The organism is Aquimarina aquimarini, assembly GCF_900299535.1.
Classification (GTDB): Bacteria; Bacteroidota; Bacteroidia; order Flavobacteriales; family Flavobacteriaceae; genus Aquimarina; species Aquimarina aquimarini.
Genome location: NZ_OMKE01000008.1, coordinates 1 through 21,664 on the forward strand (window position 1 = coordinate 1; position 21,664 = coordinate 21,664).

A 21,664-nucleotide genomic window follows, 5' to 3' on the forward strand; every position below is an offset into this window, starting at 1 on the left:
TAGCAGTACTATTCATTATAGTGTACAACATAATGAGAGTGATTTTGCCTATGCAAGTAGATTATCTGCCTATTACAACCAGTGGTTTTACTATGATGGTAAGCAATTGATATTTGGTAGACCCTCTACAGAAGAAATAGCATTGTCTTATGGTATTGATCTCAAAGAGTTCAGTATCAATATGGAACCTATGCCAAATAATGCTTCTTATTTCACCAATGATTATATCGCAAATAAACAACATCAGAAAAATAGCAGCGAAGTGAGCATACCTTCAGAAGGCTATCATGGCTTTGCAGATAGCAAATCTAGAGAATTATACAATAAACAAACACGCATATACAATCCCTTGTATACAGATGCTACTATGAAGCCTCGATTAGATGCTCAGGTAGAAGCCTATACAAAAAGTAGAGCGATACAGCAAATTATAGCAAAAGGCGGTAGTGATAACCCAGGAGTTTGTTTGGGGCAAATCATAAGGATCAATGGTCATGGTAGTTATAGAGTTACCAAAATAGTACATACCAATGTAGAAGGCGGTGTATACAAAAATGAGTTTGAGGCAGTAGATGCCAATTTTGATGCTTACCCTAAGATGGATATCTACAAATTTCCAAAAAGTGAAACACAAACCGCCACTGTAGTAGAGAATTCCGACCCAGATGGATTAGGAAGAATTAGAGTACAATTTGCATGGCAGAAACCATTAGGAGAGCGTACACCTTGGTTACGTATGATAACCCCACATGCAGGCGCAGACAAAGGATTTCATTTTATCCCAGAGATCAATGAAGAGGTAATGTTAGGATTTGAAGGTGGTAATGCAGAACGCCCCTTTGTACTAGGTGCTTTGTATAATGGTAGTCAAAATCCATCACCTTGGCAATCACAGAATAATGATATAAAAGCAATTAGAACAAAGAGTCAGCACACGATTACTCTAGATGATAGTAATGGGGCAGAAATGATTACTATTTCTGATAAAAGGAATAATTTAATATGTTTAGATACTTCAAACGGACGTATTACTATATCTGCACCAGAAGAAATGATTCTTAGATCTAAAAACCTGTCTATTGAAGTAGCAGAAGATATGAATGTAAATGTTAGTGGTTTTAAGAACGAAAATATAACTAAAGATCATAATTTAACTGCATCTAATTTATATCATACTGCTGATGAAAATATGGAAACAAAAGCAAAAAATATTGAAACCAACGCTGATAAAATTAATGCAAATAGTACTGTAGAAAATATAGAATTAAACAGTTCTAATCAAGTTGTAAATAATAGTAATGATAAAATAAAATTATTTTAATTATGGCAGGAATGATTATTAAAACTTGTAAAAAATATATAGAAAAAGCAGAAAGTATTGTGTGGAATGCTCATGATGGCAATATCGAACTAACTACTGCCAAGAAAATTATTATGAAGGGTGAAAACGGTGGGGTTAAATTTATTAAAAAAGGATTGTAATAATGAAACGAAGGTTGTCATTTTTAAATGAAGAAGATCTCCCCGAGTACTCTAATACTATTAATAAAAAGAAAGAAAAAGTGATAACAATTTCTCAGGGTAACTATTCTTCTTTAATTGTATCACCAATAGATGCTCCTGGGATTTGTTATCTACCTTATTTAACCAAAGAGGCAAATCTTACATATGGAGTTAGAATTATTCAAGAAGAAAATAATTCAAAAGCTCAACAGCTTGATTTTGAAACTAAAATACAGACAACCCATACTAAAGAGGGAGAATATTGTTATCAAATAAATAAAAGTGACATTTACATAAACAACGAACTACCAAATACGACTATAGAAGAATTAGCAAATATCTGTGGAGGAGTTCTGTACCCTATTGTAATTGGTTTTTTGGACTACAAAATAAAAAATCCTATAGAAATTAAGGAACGATGGAATAAGCTAAAAAAAGAAATATTAAATAAGTTTCAAGGAGAATACGTCGCTAAGTATGTAACAGCCACAGGAAAGATAATAGAAAATGTAAATTCTATGAATAGAGCTTTAGGACAAGATATTTTCTTATCTCTATTAAAACATATTGCTGAAACTAGAGCGTATGACAAGAATCTAAAATCTGAAGTAGTATTTAATTTTCCTATAATTCCTTTTACAAATTCAATACGATATGTGGGGGTACAAACTGTGCAAAAATATTATACAGAATATAATACAGTAAAAGTAGAATATAAAGGAGAAATAGCAGATAATAGAAGCATAGTGGATCTTAAAAATAAAAAAAGATTTAATATGCAGGTTTCTAAAGAAAAAACAATTCCTCAAGGTAATTGTAATCTACAATATGATCTGGATAGAAAAACAGGGATGCTTAAATTCTGTAGGTCTACAGTAACGATAAATCTAGATGGAAATAACATTTCTACTACCATAATAATTAATGAATTGTAAAACTAAATAAAAATATGAGTGTAACAGGACATATAGTATGTAATGGAGCATTATGCCAGTGTAAAAACGGTTTTACTCCTGATAAATTAAAAGTGTTGAGTGCTCCCAATGAATATGTGAATGATGCAGAAGGAGCTGAGAAATTAATTGCTTCTACTATGGATATAGGTATTCCATTAGAAAAAGGTACTTTTGGTCAATGCAAACTACAGCCAAGCTCTAGTGGATATTTACCTTGTATTCCTAGTATAACTACTTGGCAAGATTTTTATGATAAAGTAACTTTAAGTAATCAAGGACAAGTACTCGTAGAGGATAGCAAAGGAATATGCGCAATTGCGGGCACTCCTTGTGTTGAATTTATAATGCATGGGCAACAACCATCTGTATCTAACACAGAAGTACAAGAAGCAAATGAGATTGTACAAAGTCAACTAAATCCACTTATTGACCCAAATAGAATAGAAAATATAGACCCTTTTGGATGTATTCAACTAAGTTAATATTTATACAATGATTAGAGGTTTTGGTATACGAGTTATAGAAGAGGACTTAAAAAATCCCGAAAAAGTAGTAAGTTGGAATGAAACGAATAGACATCTGATATTAAAAGATAGCGCAAAGATAAAACTTGAACTATACCAAACTGAAGCAATGGTGTCTGCTCTGGGAAAAGATTTATTTCAAGGTTTTTTATGGGATCTTTGGGATATTGAATCAGGAACATCTTTTCAATGGCAAAAAACAGTAGATGGGATTGATAAAAAACCCACTGATAGAGCTAGTAGAAAAACAGTTTCAATTGCTGTAAATGAAGGGTATAAGTCAAAACAAGGATATTGGATAGAAGCTTTTAAAGAAACTTCGAATTTTGAGACTGGTTGTTACACTACAGATAATTTAAGTATGATTATCTCTTTTGAACCACCACCGCCAACTGTAAAAGCTACTTGGCTAAACCCAGATGGTAGTGAGATAACAGAAGAAAAGTATCTGGGGCAATGGGTTTTGTTAAAGTTAGAGACAACAGGACTCAATGAAGAGTTAGTTAAGGTTTCTATATGGGACGACCGTTGGGGGGATACTAGTTTACTCTATGAAGACGAGGGAGAAATACATTCTAGAGAAAGAATAACTAATCATAACAGAAAAAATGGAGAAGAAGTTGTTAGATGGAAAGGTACTTCAATACATGATCGTTTAGTATTTCCTGATAATTATGATATTTTTCAAAAATATAACCAAACTATTGGTGTAGATGGAACACTTACTTTTTTGATCTCTTTAAGTGAAACTTGGGGAAAACACAAAACAATGTGGGGGGACTCTATAGAGTTAAGAATATTGGTAGATCATCCTAGATTAGAAAAATATGCAATACGCGAAGTGATGCTTGGTTTAAAACCAAACCGATATGACCCAAATTATATTTCAGAACCTTTACAAGTAAGATTACCAAAACCATATGAACTAGAGGAATCTAGACCAGATTATGATCCCAAAACAGTAATCATTGAAGATAGCGTTCTTAAGGAAGCTAAAGGAACAGAACCTTGTCATTATAAGTATATAGAGATTAGCGAATTTAATTTAGATTCAAAAACCAAAAAAGACAAAAAGCAGAGAACATATGTAGCTTTTGAAGAAGAACCACTTAATAAACCTGTTTTTGAACCTTATGAAGTTGTAACAGGAGGTAATGGACATAGAAGAAAAGTAATTATAGATTTGATAAATTCTGATGATAAAGAAGGCACAATGCCAAAAGCTTGTGTCTCAGAAAATGTCCCAAAAACAACCACAGGAAATGCGCATAAAGATAATATGCTTGTTTTTAATATAGCTGATGAGTTCATTAAAAGAGTAATCGAATCAGATAAAAAAAATGAGATAGGTAACTTTCTTGAAGAACAGCTAAAAAAAATGTCTACAGAGCTTGGATATAATGTGAGCACAAATAATGTAACTTTAAAAAGGACTAATGAAGGACAAATAGTAGATGACAAGATAGTAGAAGTATTAGAACATACAGAAACAAAGCTTGTTTTTTATGCTTTATATCCATACAATACCGATTCTATAAAGTTATGGGGGCTATCAACACCTCTGCCGTTTATATTACGATATTTATGGACAGGAGGTATCAAGCCACACCCATATTCAATCACTGCGCAGAGTTGTAGGTATAATCGAGGTATTATAATCAATACATATCCTAATGTAAAATGGTCGGTATACCTTAACCTTAACCAGGTAGACAAATCAAAACAAATGGGGTGGGGTAATAGTACAAGACAAACCAATAAAGAAAAAGAGAATGCTACCAAAGGATTTATAAAAAGTGGTGATGGTTCTTGGGATTTTGGGCTAAAAGTGGCTTTCAATCGTAATAAAGAGTATGGTGAGTTTTCTGATAAAACTGCTTTTGCAAAACAAGATGAATATGATCTCTCTGCCCCTTTCAAAAAAGTGATAAGTCCTATTATGGATAACTTTAATGATATTGGTGGATTTATCAAAGAGACCATATTAGGGAACAAAAAAGACCCTGAATCTGATCATGATGAACCTGATGAGAAACATCAAGAAGCTCTAAGAAAAGCAAAAAAAGCTGCAAGAAAAAAAGAAAAAGAAGATCAGATAAAAATTAACAATCAACCCGATGTAAAAAAGGCGTTAGACAAATTACAGGATAATGAAAAAGAAATAAAGCATCTAAAAAACAAGAATTATCCTAGAGATAAATATCCATCACAAAAAGCACTTGATAAACAAAGATCAAAGGATAAAGAAAAATTATTAAAACGATACAGAAATCGTGATAACCTACAACAAAGCTTAAAAAAGAAAGGAGAAAAAGCAGGGATCGATATCAATCGTAATTTAGTTACTTTCAGAATTATCTACCCTAGTCTATCCTTTGCCTTTGATTGGTATCTAAAAGGAACCAAAACTACCAATGCCAATATTACCACAAATATGGGACATAAGGTAGGTACTGTAGTTAGAGGTAAAATAAGTGCAAGTCCTCTAATAGGATTAGAAATTAAATTAGATTTTCTGGCATTAGCACAAAGAGCACATCCAGCAGTGTTAGCATTAATTGCAGCTGCTGATATTGCGATGAGTATGATGGGAGATGGTAGTGCTATTACTTGTGATCTAACAGCTACAGGTACTTTTGGGGGATATATACAAGGAGAAATCAATACCCTTACAGGAGAAAATAGTTTTGAACCTGATACCGCAAAATCATCTGGTGCAGAAGTCGCTACCCTAAAAGGAAACCTAACCATAAAGCTAGAAGCCAGTATTAAAGCTGTAAAAACAGCTCGTGTCTTAAAGCATCAAGTAATACTTACAGGAGCAATAGGGATTAGTGCTACCGCATCAGATTCTGTTCATGCCAAAATTGCAGCTGATCAAAAAGGATTTTATATGGATATAAAGAATACCTTTGAAGGACTTGAACTAATTGGGTACGCCGTTGCAGAGGTTAAAGTTTCAAAAGGTGAAGAAAAAGGAGAACGTGTTGAAGAAACCACTTCAGGAAATTCAAAAGAACCCTCTAAAGAGAAGAAAGTAGGCGGTAAATCAGAGTTTAAGTATCGAGTGATTGATAAGCAAGAAGCACAACCTATAACTAAATTTTATTTTAACGATAATTAATTATGAAAAACCTAATCATCTGCTTACTAGCCATAAATATAAGCAGTTGCGCACAACAAAAGGAAACTAAAGAAATGACACAAAAAATAAGCCAAGTCTATAAAGAAGTACAATATAGAAATGAAGCCATTAACTATCATGCTGATTTTTATAGTAGTGATTGTAGTTTTGAACTTTTGGTAAATGATATGGAAGTGTACACCTACTACGATACTGGAGGTATCGGTACTAGTTTTCCTATCAATTATGATATTCTTAAGCCAGGATTACAAACCTATACCATACGTTTATATCCTCAAAAGAAACAAGATGGTACTTTTATGGATAGTTTGGTAAAAAAAACATCTTTTAAATTAGTGGTATCGGGTGTACGTTTTAAAGAAGGAGGTGGGATCGATACTTTGGATGAAGGATTTACCTTTACCACCCCTACCATAAAGGGAACTAATGACGAGGGGGCAGAAAATGTACCCATCTTTGCAGGGCACGGATTACCTTATGTAGAGTACACAGGTACATTTGAGGCAAAAGTACCCTATACCATGACAGGGTGGTCAGAATCACAAGATTTGACCAAAGAAGATCCTGATATATTATTAGATGAAGTAATTACCATACATGAAAAATATGGACAAGCGATTGTGGATAAAGATGAAGAAACCTTATTTTCTATGATTTATACCAAACAAAAAGAAATGGCACAAGCAGTATATGCTGATAGCTTATCCGTAAAAGAAGATTTAGATAATTACAAGAAATATTTTGAATTAAAAGGTGTTAAAACAGAACCTCTAGAAAATTATAAAATGCAATTTTATGGTAATGGAAGAGTAGTGACATTAATGAGAATTGATAATAACCTTAAAGGAAAAAATGCTATGCGAATCAAATATATAAAGGGGGATTATTACTATAGAACATCATTAATAATTAATCTTCACCGTCCAAAAACAGGAGGGCCATTAGAAATTATTAGATAATGAAATCGATATATAAATTACTTGTTTTTTCAGGGTTATGTTGTTGCCTAAGTGGTTGCGCACAACAAGAAGATAAATCCTTATTGTTTTCATGCTTTGATAGTGAGAAAACCAGTGAAGAATGGTTTTCTTATTTAGAAAAAGAATTGGTAGCAAATGAAATAATTAATAAGAGAAGTGAAATTTATTGGGATTTGTATACAATCTCTCTATTTAATAATTATGATAGAGAGTTTGATTCTTCTCAAGTAGAAATAATAAATAAAATATACCATAATAATCAAATCACAACGCAATTTCTTGCAGAAAATGATCATTGTTTTCAAAAGAAATCCAAAAGAATTAGGGAACTTAGTATTTTTAAACAACTAGCCAAAGCTGATGTAATATTCTTCAAAAAAATTGATTCTTTAAGAATGAATAGTAAAATTGAATTTAAAACAAAAAAAGAAGAATATAAGTTTTATAAAGCCATAGTTAAGGAGGTATATTCTGATACATATTTTAAAGATGAAAATTTTAAGATTTTTCTATTAATGGAGCTGTATTATTATTTCAATAAAGAAGACCTTAAAATATTAAAAAACCAAAGAAAAAAATTAGGTCAATTAGAAGATGGGGAAGAAACTGTTCCAGTCATGGATGATGAAAATCATCATTAGAAGAAAAATATTCCTTTAAAATGGGCAAATCATTTTTGTTGCTAACATTATAAAATTATGATATCGTTTATTATAATTACTCTTGTATCATTGCTGTTAGCGATAGGTTTGTATTCAAAAATTCCCAAAAAATGGTTGTTCTTCTCATCTAGACTAGGCAATATAATTTATATTTTTGTGATGTATTTTATTGCTATCGGATATTGTTATTTGTTATTTCCTGTTTTTTTAAGCAAGTTATCTGATCAGTTAACGTTAAAGGTACGGGAAGGAGAAATAATTGATATCTATAGTGTTTGGGATGAGTCTACAGAAAATTATGAACAAAAAGTCATTGTGAAAACTGTAATAGTTTCAGGAGTGACACAAGAAATTGATCAATCTCCATATAGGACATACACTATTGGTGATTCTATTAAATTAGCTTATAATGAAGAAAAAGATAAATTAATTGAAGTATCATTAAGTTCAAAAATAACCAGTAGCTTATTCATTATATCTTGTTTGTGGGTTCTTTTTATAATTATTTGTAGTATTCTATATATACTAAATTTTTTATCTGGCAAAACGATAATCAAAAAAACTCAATTCTTAGCTCTGAAAATATTTCTTCCTTTTATCTTTTTAAGTATTATTACTATTTGTATATACTATATTATAAAACTTTTATTCGGTATAACCTCCTCTGAGAATAGAATAATATATTCATTACTTAGTATTTTCTTTTTAATTTTATTTTCTTGGGTAAGTTGGGCGTATCGTAAAGTGATTATAGAAGAAAAAAAGTAGTATAGACTTTCTATGCTCCGTTTTTGGATAGGTTTTGAGAAAGAGGTTAACTCTTCTCCTGTCTTGAATTGTTTTAGAAATTCGTCGTTTAATAAATCTTCTTTGTTTATTGTATGTAAAATTTAAAATTAATCAACAAAATATCAAAGGTTACTACCCTCGATATTTTAAACTTTACACACTTAGTGAGATACTATCTATCAAAATTTAATTCTAGTTGTTCTACCTTTCATGCTTATACATTTTCCAATCATATTTTAATAGAATATTTAAAGAATCTAGAGATTTTATTTTGCTTTCTGTCATTAAGTGGGTGTTTTTTTTATAATATGATCGCTGTAGATTAAGCCATGCTTTTTGTTTTTCGGTTAATTCTTTTTTAGCAATTAATTGTTGTCTGACTTTTACAATAGACTCTTTAAAACTAATTTTTTCTTTAACATTTATAATTTTCACCTTCCAATCTCTTTTTAATAATGGGTTGAGAGTATCCAGTATAAAAATTTTATCAGCAGGATAATTATCTGGAGACTTGAGATAGCGTGCACGATGATAATCAAGCCATTTTTTTTGTCTTGATGGTAATTCTTTATTGCTTTCTAAGCACTCCTTTATAACTGCTATCCGTTCTTTAAAGGTTTTAGTGTCTTTTCTTAGGCGCGAAGGATCTTTCCAGTCGTAACCCAGTAAAGAGCTCAACGTGTTAAGTTGTTCTATTCTCTCAGGTGAAACGCTATCTTTATGGTATAGATTTCTGGAACGAGAAATAAGATTTTTTTCATTATAAGACAACTCAGTTTTGCTTTGCAATTTAACTTTAATTGCTTTTATCTGTTTATGAAACGGGATTGGTTTTTTACTTTTTTTGATCTTTTTTTTCCAATCTCTTTCCAATATTTCATTTAAACTATTAAGGGCTATTAATTGAGTTGGAGGGTATTTTTTTTTGTTACTTAAATACCTTTGACGCTGTTTTCTAAGGTAGTCTTTCTGTTTTACAGAAAGTAAATGATACGGTAATTTTTGTTCTTTAATTTCGTTTACCCAATCTTTAAAATGTTTATTCGGCTTTGGTTTTGTTGTGGCATATTCTTGCCAAGGAATTGCAAGAAATGCATTGAGAGTATTTAATACAGTAATGTGTTCTTGTGGATATGTATATGGGTCTTTGTGATATTTTCTTCTATAATGTGCTAACCATCTTTTTTCCTTCTGATCTAGTTTTCTTTTTTTCTGCAATTTTCTTTTGATTATTGCTACCTTTTTCTCAAACGATATTGTCTCATTACGTCTAAGGAGTTTCCAATCATAACCTAATAGAGGAATCAAAGCATCTAATTTATCCTTGATACTCTTTCTAAATGTATCTGGGTTTTTTCGATAACTATAGCCTTGTCTTACAAGCCATTTTGTTACCGTTTTTTCTGGTTTTCTTTTACTTTTTAAGGAAGAAGAAAGCTTAAGCAGCATTGTATTTGAGTGTTGCTCACGGAATCGAAAAGGCTCTCTCCAATCCCGACCCAATACAGGGTTTAGGCTATCCAATAATTTAATAAGTTTATCATCAAGTTTGTCAGGGGTTTTATGATAAATATTTTTCTTAGCATTCAACCAATCTATTAATCTTCCAGAAAGTGGCTTTCCCTCCTTCATGGCTTGATAAATATCTTCTACATTCTTTTTCTGAGCCTGTTCTTTAAGATTTAAGCCTTCTTTCCAATTATATCCCAGATAAGGATTGAGAGAGTCTAATAATTCTAGTTTTATTACACTAAAGCTTTCTGGTTTTTTTGCGTAGAACCTTTTTTGTTCATTCAACCATATTCTGTCTGATTTGGTTAAAGAAGTATTGTTGAGCATAGACTCCTTAACCGATGCAATTCTTTTTTCTATCATATTAATACAGTGAACTCACAAAGTCTCTCAAATACTTATCTATAAACGTTTAGAAGGTGTTTTTTTCTATTAAATTATAGTCTATAAGCATCTCTCAGCTTTTTAGATGCCACAACTACCTCTGCATATTCTTTTATAATATACTTGGAGATAAAAAGTAACCCATAAACAGCTCCTATTACTAGAAGATCTTTTATCATAGGATTTTTTACAAGCCGTTTTGCTTGATTAGAAATCTCTGTTAGTTCATTTGTTTTTTGGTATCCCCTAGAATAAGGCTTTTGTTTTTTCATAAACACTTATTTCTAATGGTTTATTTTAATTTTTCAGTTTCTGTCTCTAAATATTTGTTTTAGTTTTTAAAGTTTGATTTTGAATGAAATTTTATTCGATTAGAGAGAAACATCTATCGCAATATCAGAAAAATAGAGATTAAAAACAATAGCTTTTATTGCTTATGTAGAGGTCTGGATTTGCTACCCGCCTGGATACAAAAAAGACCAAGCTCCGTTTCTAGTAGATTATACCATTCTTTTGTATCAAGAACCTCAAGGCACTGATTATTGCTATTCTGTATGGGAAAAAAATGACAAACTGTTAACCTATGGGTATGCTATCACTTTTTATAAGCAGAAACAATTATCCAAACTCTCTAAGCATGATTTTATGACAGAATGCGGTCATTTGATGAAATCAGAGGAAATAGACTACAAAGGAAAAACAAAATTCAATATTCAAATCAAACTACACGAAGTTGATTTTGAAAATAGTTCCTGGACAATACATTGTTATTAGATACGATGATAAAACCTGAATTGAATTTTAAATAATGTTGTGATCTACTCTACTTGTTATTATTTCAATTGTATTGGCTTATAATGAAGAAAAAGATAAATTAATAGAACTTTTATTAAGTCCAAAAATAACTAAGAGCTTATTCGTGATACCTTGCTTATGGTTTTTTTATAATTATTTGTAATATATTTTTCTTATTTTTTTGATAAAGCGGTCTATTGGATAAGATATTTTATATTTGAATCAGGTATGGATTGTAGTACTATATATAAACTTAAAAAAACGAGCATTGAAAATCTCATTACCCTATCTTGAACTATTAAAAAAAGAAGGAGATAAAGCAGTAGCAATTTGTAAAGAATTGAATGGCAATAATGAATTCAAAAAAACGGTTACTTCAACTATTCATGACAATGCCCAACAAGGTGTAGCATACAAGGCAGAACATGTTTTGCTACACGATATCGTAAAAATAGTTGATGATTTTATAAAGCTACACACAACTTCAAATACAATAGAAACAAAAATTAAGTTCATACTGGTTTATTTCTACGAAAAATTACAAGGCAAAGATTTGAGTGCTGCATATGATCTGCCAAAAATCAACCAATTGGTAGTATCCTCACAGTTTGATAAAAATGTAAGCACTATTAGAGAGACTTCTTTTTTTGAACCAGCAGAAATATTAAAAACTGAATTCGTTTTACCATCGATATTGTCAAAGATTGGTAGTGATCAGCTTTTACCCATAGGAGCATTTTTACATAGAATAGCATCTTTGATAGTCAATGCCGATGGAAAAATTAATGAGAAAGAAAAAGGGTTTTTAAAGCAAACCACCCACCGTATAAACCACCCTAAAATTTTTGTGCAAAAAGCCAGTGTCAATGAAGTTCCAGAGAATGATACACTAGAGATTGTATTAGGAGAACTCAATGAGCTTATAGGGCTGGATGCAATAAAAAAAAATGTAGAAGACCTTACTAACTTTTTAAAGATTCAGAAAATAAGAGAAGAAAAAGGTTTAAAAGCATCAAATAATACACTACATGCTGTTTTTATGGGGCCTCCAGGAACAGGTAAAACAACCGTTGCCCGTATGTTGGGTAGAATGTATAAACATCTAGGATATCTAGAAAAAGGACATTTGGTAGAAACCGATAGAGCCGGAATGGTTGCAGGATATGTAGGGCAAACAGCGATCAAAGCAGACGAGATTATAAAATCTGCACTAGGAGGAGTCTTATTTATAGATGAAGCATACTCACTTACCTCAGGAGGACTTAATGATTTTGGTACAGAAGCCATAGAAGTCCTGCTAAAACGTATGGAAGACCACAGAGATAATATAGTTGTAGTAGTAGCGGGATACCCTGATGAAATGCAAGGATTTATACAAACCAATCCAGGGCTACAATCCCGATTCAATAGATATTTTGAATTTGATCATTTTACAGCACATGCATTACTGGATATTTTTAAACTATTTGCCAAAAAAGCAGATTTTAAACTTACTCCTGATGCAGAAGAAAAATTGATGGAAATCCTTGATAGAGTATACGAAAAAAGACATAGAGGTTTCGGAAATGCAAGAACCATAAGAAATTTATTTGAAAAAATTATAGAACGTCAAGCCAATAGAATCGTATCGATTACACCAATTACAGAAGAGATATTAATGACCTTGACAGAGGATGATATACCCGAAATATTAAAAACAGTAAAAGAAATTATTCTTTTTGATGAAGACGAAGAGTAGTAAGAAAAATCGGATTAACTAACAGCAATGGGTTAGTTATCAGTATGTTTTTGTGTTTATAGTTTAAAAAAATGTATTTTTAGATCATTGTGGATACTAATAAAAATTAATGCTATGTATATAAGCATGTAACAAACGATCACATACATATACGAATATACTAGTAAGGATCATTTATAGAGTAAAAAAACAAGAGTAGCGATATGATTTGTTAAAACTTAGGATTCAGTACTTGCATAGGATTAAAAAAAGAATAATATTTATAAGAATTTATATAAATTTGTTTCTTGGATTAATAGAAGTGATTTAAACTTTTTTGATCAATTGAAATGTTTTTTACACTTTATAGCAGGATTACGAAGTAATAAAAACACAAAAATTGAGTGAAAAGGGGCATTTTTATAGCGAATTGAAAAAAGTTTAAATCACTTTATAGTAGTAATAAATGAGTTTATCAAAAATAGAATAAATGTCTAAAGAAAAATTTAACTGGAAAGGTCTTTTTATCAATGATGAAGAAAATTCTGAAGAGAAAAAAACTAAAGAGGCAAAAGAACCAGCTCGTTCTCAAACTCAATCTTTTCCTGAAACTACAAAACCAGCTTCAAAATTTCCCGTACAACCGCCAAAAACTACCTTGGTAAACGATACAGTATTAAATACTGTCATAGAAATGTATGAGTCAGGTTTTGAATCTTTGAATAAACCAGGATATGATTTCTATGAGTTTTTCAAAGCAATCAAAGCAGTAGGCTCTAATGACCCCTCTGTATATAAGATGGCATTAACGATGGCTCAAGGAGTTGATTCTAATGTAACAAAAAGTGGTTTGCTCTCTCAGGCAGATTTTTATATCAATGAGATAGAAAAAGTGCATAAACAATATTCTAGTCAGGGAAGCACAAAGAAAACCAAGATTTTAGAAGCTCAGAAAACAAAAAAAGACAGTTTAAATGCTGAGGTTTCTCAATTAGAAAAGAAACTAATAGATATCCAAAACCAGATCAGTGTTAAAAAAGATCTACTTAATTCGGTTGATGCCAATTTGATGTCAGAAGTATCAGAGATAGATCAAAAAATAGTTGCCAATGATAAGGCACGATCAAAAATTTTGGAAACAATAGTTGCCGTAGTTGATGGCATAAAAAATAATTTATAACCAATACATTAATGGATCAAGAATCAAAAAGTCATGTACTGGATTTACCAATCCTAAAACATTTTGATGACGAAAAAGGAGAAATATCTTTAAACCCCAATAAATGGAGAAATGGTGAAAAAGGGCTTAATGCATTTTTAAAGATTGCATTATTTGCAGGATTGGGATATGCCGCATGGATTTATGTGCTTCCACCATTGTTTACGGCTTTAGGACAGGTAATTGCACTCGCAGGAGTAGCCATTTTTGTCATATTCTTTATCATGATGCTACCGCTAATTTTTAAATTTTTGCGTAGAGTCACCAGAGGAATTCATAAATCATTGATCAGACATGATCCTTTTGGAGAATTACAAGAACAAAAGGAGAAAATGCTTAGAAACAGAAAGGTTTTCAAAGACTCTAAAGCAAAAATAAAAGCTTTGAAAAGTAATATGGAAGTCGAAGCGCATAAAGCAGAAAAAGAAGCAGAACAGTTTCAAGATAGAATCGTGTCTTTGCAAAAGCAAGCCGAGAAAATCCGAAACGGAATGGAAAAAATAGTTGCACAAAAAGGAGATGCAGGAAAAGATACCGATGACTATGTAGAATTACATAGTGCATTGGCAAAAAAATTATCAGAATCACAACGAGTATCCCACCAATTACAACAAAGCAAAGGGTTTATTCAAAAATACGGTAGTAGAGCCAGTGTAATGGGTAAGTTAGACAGAAAACTTACACTAGCAGGTACAGCTATTGATATTAAAATTTCTGATTTTGAAGTAACCATCAAAATGCTGGAAAAAGAATATGAATTTGCAAAATCCGCAAAAGCAGCTACCGATGGTGCAAAATCTGCAATGTTGTTTACCAAAGATTGGGAGCTGGAATATGCACTAGATGTAGTAACAGAAACGATTGCTCTAGATATAGCAAAAACACAAGAAAACTTATCAGATATCGATATGCTTACTTCTAAGTATGATATTGATAGCGATGAGCTCTACTCACAATTAGATACATTGGCAGATAAAATAAAAACAGGAAAAGACTATATTCCTGATGCAAAAAAATATAACAATCCAAATTACAAACTTTCTGCAGAAGATAAGCAGGCAAGTGGTGGTTTTGGAAATATGTTTGATTAACTAACTGAAATACAAATTATAATAAAAATTAGAAAATGGGTAAAATCTTAAGAACAAAGAAACTCACTACCTTATCCGAGTTGATCATAGTAATTATTATACTAGGAGCAATTTTGGGTGCCGTGTATTATTTTGCTCCAGGATTGAGAGTTGGAAAAGCGAAGCAATTAGAAGAGCTAAATATAAATAAAGATGAAGTAGATAATGTAACTACTTCAGAAAAATTAGAATTACCTTCTAATAGCCTTTCTAGTAGTGTAAAAAATAAGCCATTAGTAAAAATAGCCGCCTATGCATGGAATGCTCAGTCAGGTATTATTGTATCCAATGGAGGACCAAAAACAACAAAAGGGTCTCTTATGGAAAAAAATGGGGTAAACCTTGAAATAATACGTCAAGACTGGCTTTCTGAATTGAGAAACATGCAAATGAAATTTATCGAAGAATTCGATAGAGGAGAAGAGTTTCCTGATGCCGATAAAAGTGCATTTGCTATTATGATGATGGGGGATGGAGCACCATTCTATATCAGTACCATGCAACAAGCTTTAGATGATAAGTTTGGAAAAGATAAATATCATGTACAAGTAGTTGGAGCAGTAGGATTAAGTTATGGAGAAGATAAACTAATAGGACCACCAAGTTGGAAAGTAGACCCAAAAAGCATGAAAGGAGCTTTGATATCTGCAGTATTAGGAGATGGTGACTGGGTAACTGCCCTAAACTATGCTTTTGCCAATGGATTAAAAGTAAACCCAGATGTTACTACTTACGACCCAGAAGCAGTAAACTTTTATCCATCACAAGATGATGATTATATAAAATCTGCAGAAGAATTGATTAAATCACAAAAAGCAGGTTGGACAGTTCCTCTAAAAGAAGTAAGAAACGGGAAGTTAACAGGAAAGACCATTAATAAAAAGGTAGATGGATGTGCTACATGGACTCCAGGAGATAAGATGGTGTTTGATGAATTAAGTGGATTTACAGATATTATATCTACCCGTGAGTTTAACAATCAGATGGCAACAACCGTTATTGCAGTAAAAGAATGGGCAGTAAAACACCCTAATATTGTAAGTAATATTTTGAAATCTGCCTTGACAGCATCTAATCAGATGAAACAATATGATGGGTGGAGAGTAAGAGCTTCTGAAGCTGTAGCAAAAACCTATGATCTAGAAACACCAAAGTATTGGTATGATATGTTCAAAGGACAAAAAGGAAATAAAAATGGGATCGATTATAATATGGGAGGTTCTAGAGTATTTAATTATGCTGATGTAATGCAGTATTATGGTATAACTGATGGAACCAACCGTTATAAAGCAGTATATAACCAAGTCTCTTCTTATTTGAGCGAACTGAATCCTTTTGGATTTAATGAATCTGTAAAGAGAATAGTACCTTATGAAGAAGCAGTAAACCTTTATTTTATCAAAAATATAAATGATATCGATGCAGGTTCTGCATATAAAGCAGATTATACTAAAGAGGCAGATGAAGTATTAGCATCTGGTGAATGGAATATTAATTTTGATACAGGAAGTGCTAATATCTCAGGATCATCAGCAAGTACATTAGAAACCATTTACAACCTTTTGATTCAGGCAGAAGATACCAAACTGAGATTAGAAGGACATACAGATAATACAGGTTCTACAGAATCTAATTATGATCTGTCACAAAGACGTGCACAATCGGTGGTAAATTTCTTAAGAAGTAAAGGAATTCCTCAGTCGCGTTTTCAGTCTGTTATAGGAAAAGGAGAAGATCAACCAGTAGCAAGCAATACTACAGGTGGTGGTAGAGCAAAAAACAGACGTGTAGTTATTACACTATTAAAATAATAATGATATCTAGTTAATAAAAGCCGTCTAATACAATGTTTAGCCTTGTTTTACATTGTATTAGACGGTTTCTTTTTTAATAACAATTAGTATGAAGTATTTATTTCGACCTTTTGAGAATATCAGTAAAAACCATAGACTCCTTATTGTTCTTTTCTGGATACTGTTGGTAGTCGTATTTTGGTTTTTTTCAAGTATGGGAGAACGACACCTATTTCCTTCTCCTAAGCAAGTATTAACAGGGTTTACAGAACTTTATAATGAAGGACTTGTAGTTCATATAGGAAGTTCATTGTTACTTTGTATAAAAGCAATACTCATAGCAGTTGTTATTTCTTTAGTGATTACCTATTTATCCACAATACCAGTTGTAGCTCCTATAGCTAAGGCGTTAAGTAAATTACGATATCTTCCACTTACAGGAATTACATTCTATTTGGCAATTATAATTAGTGATGCCAGAACTATGCAAGTATGGGTGTTGGTTGTATTTATGAGTACCTATCTTACCACATCATTATTAAGTATGGTGAGTGCTATATCGCAAGAAGAATTTGACCACGCACGATCGTTACAATGTAGTCGATGGGAAGTGTTGTGGGAAGTAGTAGTAAAAGGAAGAATAGATCATGTAATCGAAGTGATAAGGCAAAACTTAGCAATTGTATGGATGATGTTGGTGACAGTAGAGTCCATTCTGGTAGCCGCAGGAGGATTAGGGTTTTTGATAAAAAACTCTGATAAATTTATGAATCACGGTAGAATTATAGCATTACAGATCGTGATATTATTAGTAGGTTTATCCATAGATTTTGCATTAGATTACTTACGAAAAGCCTTTTTTAGATACTCCAAAATATAAATAGATGAATTATAATACACATAATACATTATTATATGTAGAAGACCTAAGCGTTGTTTATGGTGATAAAACAGTAATAAAAGACGTTAATTTTGTTGAAAAAGATGTAGTAAGAGAAGGAAACGTTACAGGGCAGGTAATTGCTTTTGTAGGCCGATCAGGTAGAGGTAAATCTACCTTATTTAGAGCCATGACAGGATTGATAAAACCTACTACAGGAAAAGTGCTTATCGCAGATACAACGACAGCATCAGAAAATGATGCAAAAGAGGTAAATGAAGGAGACATAGGTTTTGTAGATCAAAAATATACCCTGTTTAGAAATAAAACAGTGTATGAGGCATTACTTTTTGCACTTAGAAAAAAGGAAATGACCAAAGAAGAAAAGCACACAACAATAATGAGTTATCTCACTGATTGGGGGCTGGCACAGGCAAAAGATCAATACCCCTGTGAATTATCAGGAGGACAACGGCAACGTACAGCAGTTATCGAGCAAATATTATGCTCAGGACATTATATGGTGCTAGATGAACCCTTTTCTGGATTGGATGTAGGTAATATCGAAGATGTAAAAAAAGCATTTAACCTGATAACCTCTTCACACGAGTTTAATACCATTATTTATTCTACCCACGATATAGAATTGGCCGTAGAGCTTGCAGATAGTATTTATGTAATAGGATATCCTACTATCGATGGTAAAAAAGCAGATTACGGTACGATAGTAAAACATATCGATATGAAAGAACTAAACCTTGCCTGGAAAGATTTTGGATTAGATCATATAGAAGTTGTTAAGCAGATTAAAGCTACAATGCTAAACTCCTAAAACTAGTTACTGATGTTTGATGTTTCAAACATCAGTTTTTATACCAACTATAATTTAATGTATAATTGGTATTATTTTGTGATTTTTCTCCATGCGATTCTCAAAATCAGGAGCAAGGCCAAAAAGAAGATGATCAAATATTGAAACCTTCCTACAAAGAATACTCCAAAAAACATACGTTGCGCTATATAAGTAATCACAAAAGTGATAGCAACAATAATAAATAAACCCGAAAGCTTATCAAATCCTGGAATTCTAGACATAGGCACAGTTCTATTAATAATAAATAAGGTGACAAACATTGAAATTACAGGAACAAAATAGGCCAGCACATCTACTTGAAGCAAATTAACCTTTAAAAAGAAAAAGCTGTATAAAATTATGATCAGCGCCAATAAACCAGGAATGGTTACAGCATATACAAGCATACCATAAAAATAGTTTATAGGCGGTTTAAAGTTTCTTTGGTTTACAACAGCCAAACCCAGTAAGGAGAGTATAATAATAACTGCAAAATAACCCAGTATAAGATTTGGATTATTTGCAAACCAGCTAATAATTTCTTGTATGGTCATATTTTGTTATAACTAATGGAGGATACCATATTTTTTGAATAAAGCACTAATATAATAAAAGAGCTGAATAATTCTGTGTGTTTTTTTGATAGAGATAACAAAATTAACTGTGGTAAAATGATAATAGATAAGGAGGCTGCCAAAATAAAAATAGCAGGAATATAATATTGTTAGTTGTGGTTTGTAGTATATGTGTTTGTTTGTTAGTGTGTTGTGGTTTTTTTTTTAAAAGGCAGCGGTAATGTAATAATCAATTGATAGCATATACCCCCTGAAAACAGGGTGTTCTTTTTTCACGGAAAAAGGTGTTTGGCAAGGCTCTTATATCTCCCATCTTTGCAGTGTCATTATGAGTTAATAATATTTTAATAACTAACAACAACAAAAAAAACAAATCATGAAAAAAGTATTTTTAAGCCTTTCATTACTAGTAGCAGTATTAGCAGTATCATGTAAAGGAGAAACAAAATCAAATGCTACTGAAGGTTCAGAAAAAGTAGAAGAAGTAGCAGCAGAAGAAACAACAGAACAAGCAAAAGAAGAAACTACTTCTGAGGCAGCTAGTGGTGTACCAACTTTTAGTGATAAAGCAGTTCAGGAATATGTGAATTCTTATGAAGCATATGTAGAGGAGTACAAAAAAGTGGCAGAAAGCAAAGACATGACAGCTTTTGCTTCTCTTGGAGAAAAAGGACAAAAATTAGGGCAAAAAGCTCAAGAAGTAATGGGTAACCTTTCTCCAGAAGATGGAAAAAAGCTTAGCGATTATATGACCAAAAAAGCAACACAATTACAAGAGTTGTCTAAGAAATTAATGCAGTAAGTAGGTTTATTAATTGATTTTTTTCAGTTAATGGATTGAGTTTGTGTGGGCCTTGTTCTTTTATAGAACAAGGCCTTTGGGTTTTTATAAGATTAATACCAATTAAGAAATGATAGAAAGCATAAATTACTGTTAAATAGGAGGGTAGTATTTCTTTGTTTTATTATTTAAATTTAATCTAAATTAAGTTGTTTTTATTAGGTCTAAAAAATATCTTTGTGCTTTATTTTAAAAAGGTCTAAATAAACATAAAGATGAGAAAGACATTAATTGGATGTATTTTTTTAAGTACATTATTACTTGGCGTAGTTGCATGTTCTAGCGATGATGACACGACCAATGATCAGTCAGGTGTAGAGAAATCTGCAGTAATAGAAAATTATGCAAATCTAGTATATCAGAATTATAAAGATTCATATGATGAAGCAAAAAAAATGCAAACTGCTATAGCTACTTTTGTGGCAACGCCAAATCAAGCTAATTTTGATGCAACAAAAGCCGCTTGGAAAGCTGCAAGAGAACCATACGGACAAACAGAAGCTTTTCGTTTTGCTAATGGTCCTATTGATGATGCCGATGGACCAGAAGGGTTGTTAAATGCATGGCCGCTTGATGAGAATTATGTAGATTATGTAGAAGGTAATGATAATGCTGGTATCATCAATGATGTATCAAAAACCATTGATAAAGCTACCTTAGCAGGATTAAACGAAGAGGGTGGAGAAAAAAATATTAGTATAGGATACCATGCGATAGAATTTTTATTGTGGGGACAGGATAACCCTATTCCTACTGATAAAAAAGCAGGTCAACGACCATACACTGATTTTGTAGATGGCGGTACAGCTGCTAATCAAGATAGAAGAAGAGCCTATTTGGTAGTTTGTGCAGAATTATTACTTGATCACTTACAATCATTGTTAGACGAGTGGAAACCAGGAGGAGCATACAGAACAACATTCTTGGCACTAGATGAAAATATAGCATTAAAAAATATGCTTGCTGGTATAGCAGAGTTATCTTCTTCAGAACTTGCTATAGAAAGAATGAATACAGCATTAGATCTTGCAGATCAAGAAGATGAACATTCTTGTTTTAGTGATAATACACATAGAGATATACTATTAAATTTTGAAGGAATTAGAAATGTTTACACTGGTTCTTATGGCACTATAAAAGGAGCTTCTTTACAAGATTTGGTTAACGAACAAAATAAGACCTTGGGAGAAAAAATAACGCAAACTTTAAATACTGTAGATACTGGTATTTCTAATATTGCAATTCCTTTTGATTTTGCTATTTCAGGAGGTGCAAGTTCTACAGAAGGTAAAAAAGTTCGAGCAGTAGTATTATCTCTTCAAGCATTAGGAAACGAGCTTACAAATGGAGCAACTGCTCTAGGAATAGCACTGAACAATTAACAAAATATTGGTCATAATATCAAT

Annotated in this window: 20 protein-coding genes; 17 read left to right on the forward strand and 3 right to left on the reverse strand. The window is 32.0% G+C overall.

Annotated elements, in window-relative coordinates; translation table 11 throughout:
* The 8 genes from DG508_RS03275 to DG508_RS03305 form a co-directional block, all read left to right on the forward strand.
* On the forward strand, positions 1-1,321 hold a 1,321-nt coding region (locus DG508_RS03275), incomplete at its 5' end, for a type VI secretion system Vgr family protein (protein WP_108866768.1).
* 2 nt (positions 1,322-1,323) lie between these two features.
* Positions 1,324-1,482, forward strand: coding sequence for a hypothetical protein (locus DG508_RS20950; protein WP_158250488.1), 159 nt, complete (start codon positions 1,324-1,326; stop codon positions 1,480-1,482).
* A gap of 2 nt (positions 1,483-1,484) precedes the next feature.
* Positions 1,485-2,438 carry a hypothetical protein gene (locus DG508_RS03280; RefSeq protein ID WP_108866769.1) on the forward strand — a complete coding sequence of 318 codons (954 nt, stop codon included), beginning with the start codon at positions 1,485-1,487 and terminating at the stop codon, positions 2,436-2,438.
* A gap of 14 nt (positions 2,439-2,452) precedes the next feature.
* Positions 2,453-2,941 (forward strand): DUF4280 domain-containing protein, encoded by a 489-nt coding sequence (locus DG508_RS03285; protein ID WP_103866707.1) that lies wholly within the window; start codon positions 2,453-2,455, stop codon positions 2,939-2,941.
* A 10-nt stretch (positions 2,942-2,951) separates the two neighbouring features.
* Positions 2,952-6,107: a hypothetical protein gene (locus tag DG508_RS03290; RefSeq protein ID WP_108866770.1), complete on the forward strand. Its 3,156-nt coding sequence runs from the start codon at positions 2,952-2,954 to the stop codon at positions 6,105-6,107.
* Between the two features lie 2 nt (positions 6,108-6,109).
* The gene (locus DG508_RS03295; protein WP_108866771.1) at positions 6,110-7,087 is read left to right on the forward strand and encodes a hypothetical protein; all 978 of its coding nucleotides are present in this window, start codon (positions 6,110-6,112) and stop codon (positions 7,085-7,087) included.
* Positions 7,087-7,749, forward strand: a complete 663-nt coding sequence (locus DG508_RS03300; protein ID WP_103866704.1) for a hypothetical protein — start codon at positions 7,087-7,089, stop codon at positions 7,747-7,749. The genes DG508_RS03295 and DG508_RS03300 overlap by 1 nt, the downstream gene beginning before the upstream one ends.
* A 57-nt stretch (positions 7,750-7,806) precedes the next feature.
* Positions 7,807-8,538 carry a hypothetical protein gene (locus DG508_RS03305; protein ID WP_108866772.1) on the forward strand — a complete coding sequence of 244 codons (732 nt, stop codon included), beginning with the start codon at positions 7,807-7,809 and terminating at the stop codon, positions 8,536-8,538.
* Between the two features lie 222 nt (positions 8,539-8,760).
* Here DG508_RS03305 and DG508_RS03310 read toward each other — a convergent pair whose 3' ends face one another.
* Both DG508_RS03310 and DG508_RS03315 read right to left on the reverse strand, forming a co-directional pair.
* Positions 8,761-10,434 carry a hypothetical protein gene (locus tag DG508_RS03310; RefSeq protein ID WP_108866773.1) on the reverse strand — a complete coding sequence of 558 codons (1,674 nt, stop codon included), beginning with the start codon at positions 10,432-10,434 and terminating at the stop codon, positions 8,761-8,763.
* Positions 10,435-10,508: 74 nt separating this feature from the next.
* Entirely contained in the window at positions 10,509-10,727 is a 219-nt protein-coding gene (locus DG508_RS03315) for a hypothetical protein (protein WP_108866774.1), read from the reverse strand.
* Between the two features lie 241 nt (positions 10,728-10,968).
* Here DG508_RS03315 and DG508_RS03320 point away from each other — a divergent pair, with 241 nt between their 5' ends.
* The 7 genes from DG508_RS03320 (at position 10,969) to DG508_RS03350 (ending at position 18,821) form a co-directional block, all read left to right on the forward strand.
* Positions 10,969-11,229 (forward strand): hypothetical protein, encoded by a 261-nt coding sequence (locus tag DG508_RS03320; RefSeq protein ID WP_108866775.1) that lies wholly within the window; start codon positions 10,969-10,971, stop codon positions 11,227-11,229.
* Positions 11,230-11,518: 289 nt separating this feature from the next.
* Positions 11,519-12,988 carry an AAA family ATPase gene (locus DG508_RS03325; RefSeq protein WP_199912753.1) on the forward strand — a complete coding sequence of 490 codons (1,470 nt, stop codon included), beginning with the start codon at positions 11,519-11,521 and terminating at the stop codon, positions 12,986-12,988.
* Positions 12,989-13,457: 469 nt separating this feature from the next.
* Entirely contained in the window at positions 13,458-14,147 is a 690-nt protein-coding gene (locus DG508_RS03330) for a hypothetical protein (protein WP_108866776.1), read from the forward strand.
* An 11-nt stretch (positions 14,148-14,158) separates the two neighbouring features.
* A complete protein-coding gene (locus tag DG508_RS03335; RefSeq protein WP_108866777.1) occupies positions 14,159-15,277 on the forward strand; it encodes a TMEM70/TMEM186/TMEM223 family protein in 1,119 nt (372 codons plus the stop codon).
* 35 nt (positions 15,278-15,312) lie between these two features.
* Positions 15,313-17,127, forward strand: coding sequence for an OmpA family protein (locus DG508_RS03340; protein ID WP_108866778.1), 1,815 nt, complete (start codon positions 15,313-15,315; stop codon positions 17,125-17,127).
* 91 nt (positions 17,128-17,218) lie between these two features.
* Positions 17,219-17,989 (forward strand): ABC transporter permease, encoded by a 771-nt coding sequence (locus tag DG508_RS03345; RefSeq protein WP_159090640.1) that lies wholly within the window; start codon positions 17,219-17,221, stop codon positions 17,987-17,989.
* Positions 17,990-17,993: 4 nt separating this feature from the next.
* Positions 17,994-18,821, forward strand: coding sequence for an ATP-binding cassette domain-containing protein (locus DG508_RS03350; protein WP_108866780.1), 828 nt, complete (start codon positions 17,994-17,996; stop codon positions 18,819-18,821).
* Between the two features lie 71 nt (positions 18,822-18,892).
* On the opposite strand, the gene DG508_RS03355 is transcribed toward DG508_RS03350, so the two are convergent.
* Complete coding sequence (locus DG508_RS03355; RefSeq protein ID WP_108866781.1) at positions 18,893-19,396, reverse strand: hypothetical protein; 504 nt, start codon at positions 19,394-19,396, stop codon at positions 18,893-18,895.
* 397 nt (positions 19,397-19,793) lie between these two features.
* Between DG508_RS03355 and DG508_RS03360 the strand changes: the two genes are divergently transcribed.
* Both DG508_RS03360 and DG508_RS03365 read left to right on the forward strand, forming a co-directional pair.
* Positions 19,794-20,219 carry a hypothetical protein gene (locus tag DG508_RS03360; RefSeq protein WP_108866782.1) on the forward strand — a complete coding sequence of 142 codons (426 nt, stop codon included), beginning with the start codon at positions 19,794-19,796 and terminating at the stop codon, positions 20,217-20,219.
* 254 nt (positions 20,220-20,473) lie between these two features.
* Positions 20,474-21,640 carry an imelysin family protein gene (locus DG508_RS03365; RefSeq protein WP_108866783.1) on the forward strand — a complete coding sequence of 389 codons (1,167 nt, stop codon included), beginning with the start codon at positions 20,474-20,476 and terminating at the stop codon, positions 21,638-21,640.
* Positions 21,641-21,664 lie beyond the last annotated feature (24 nt).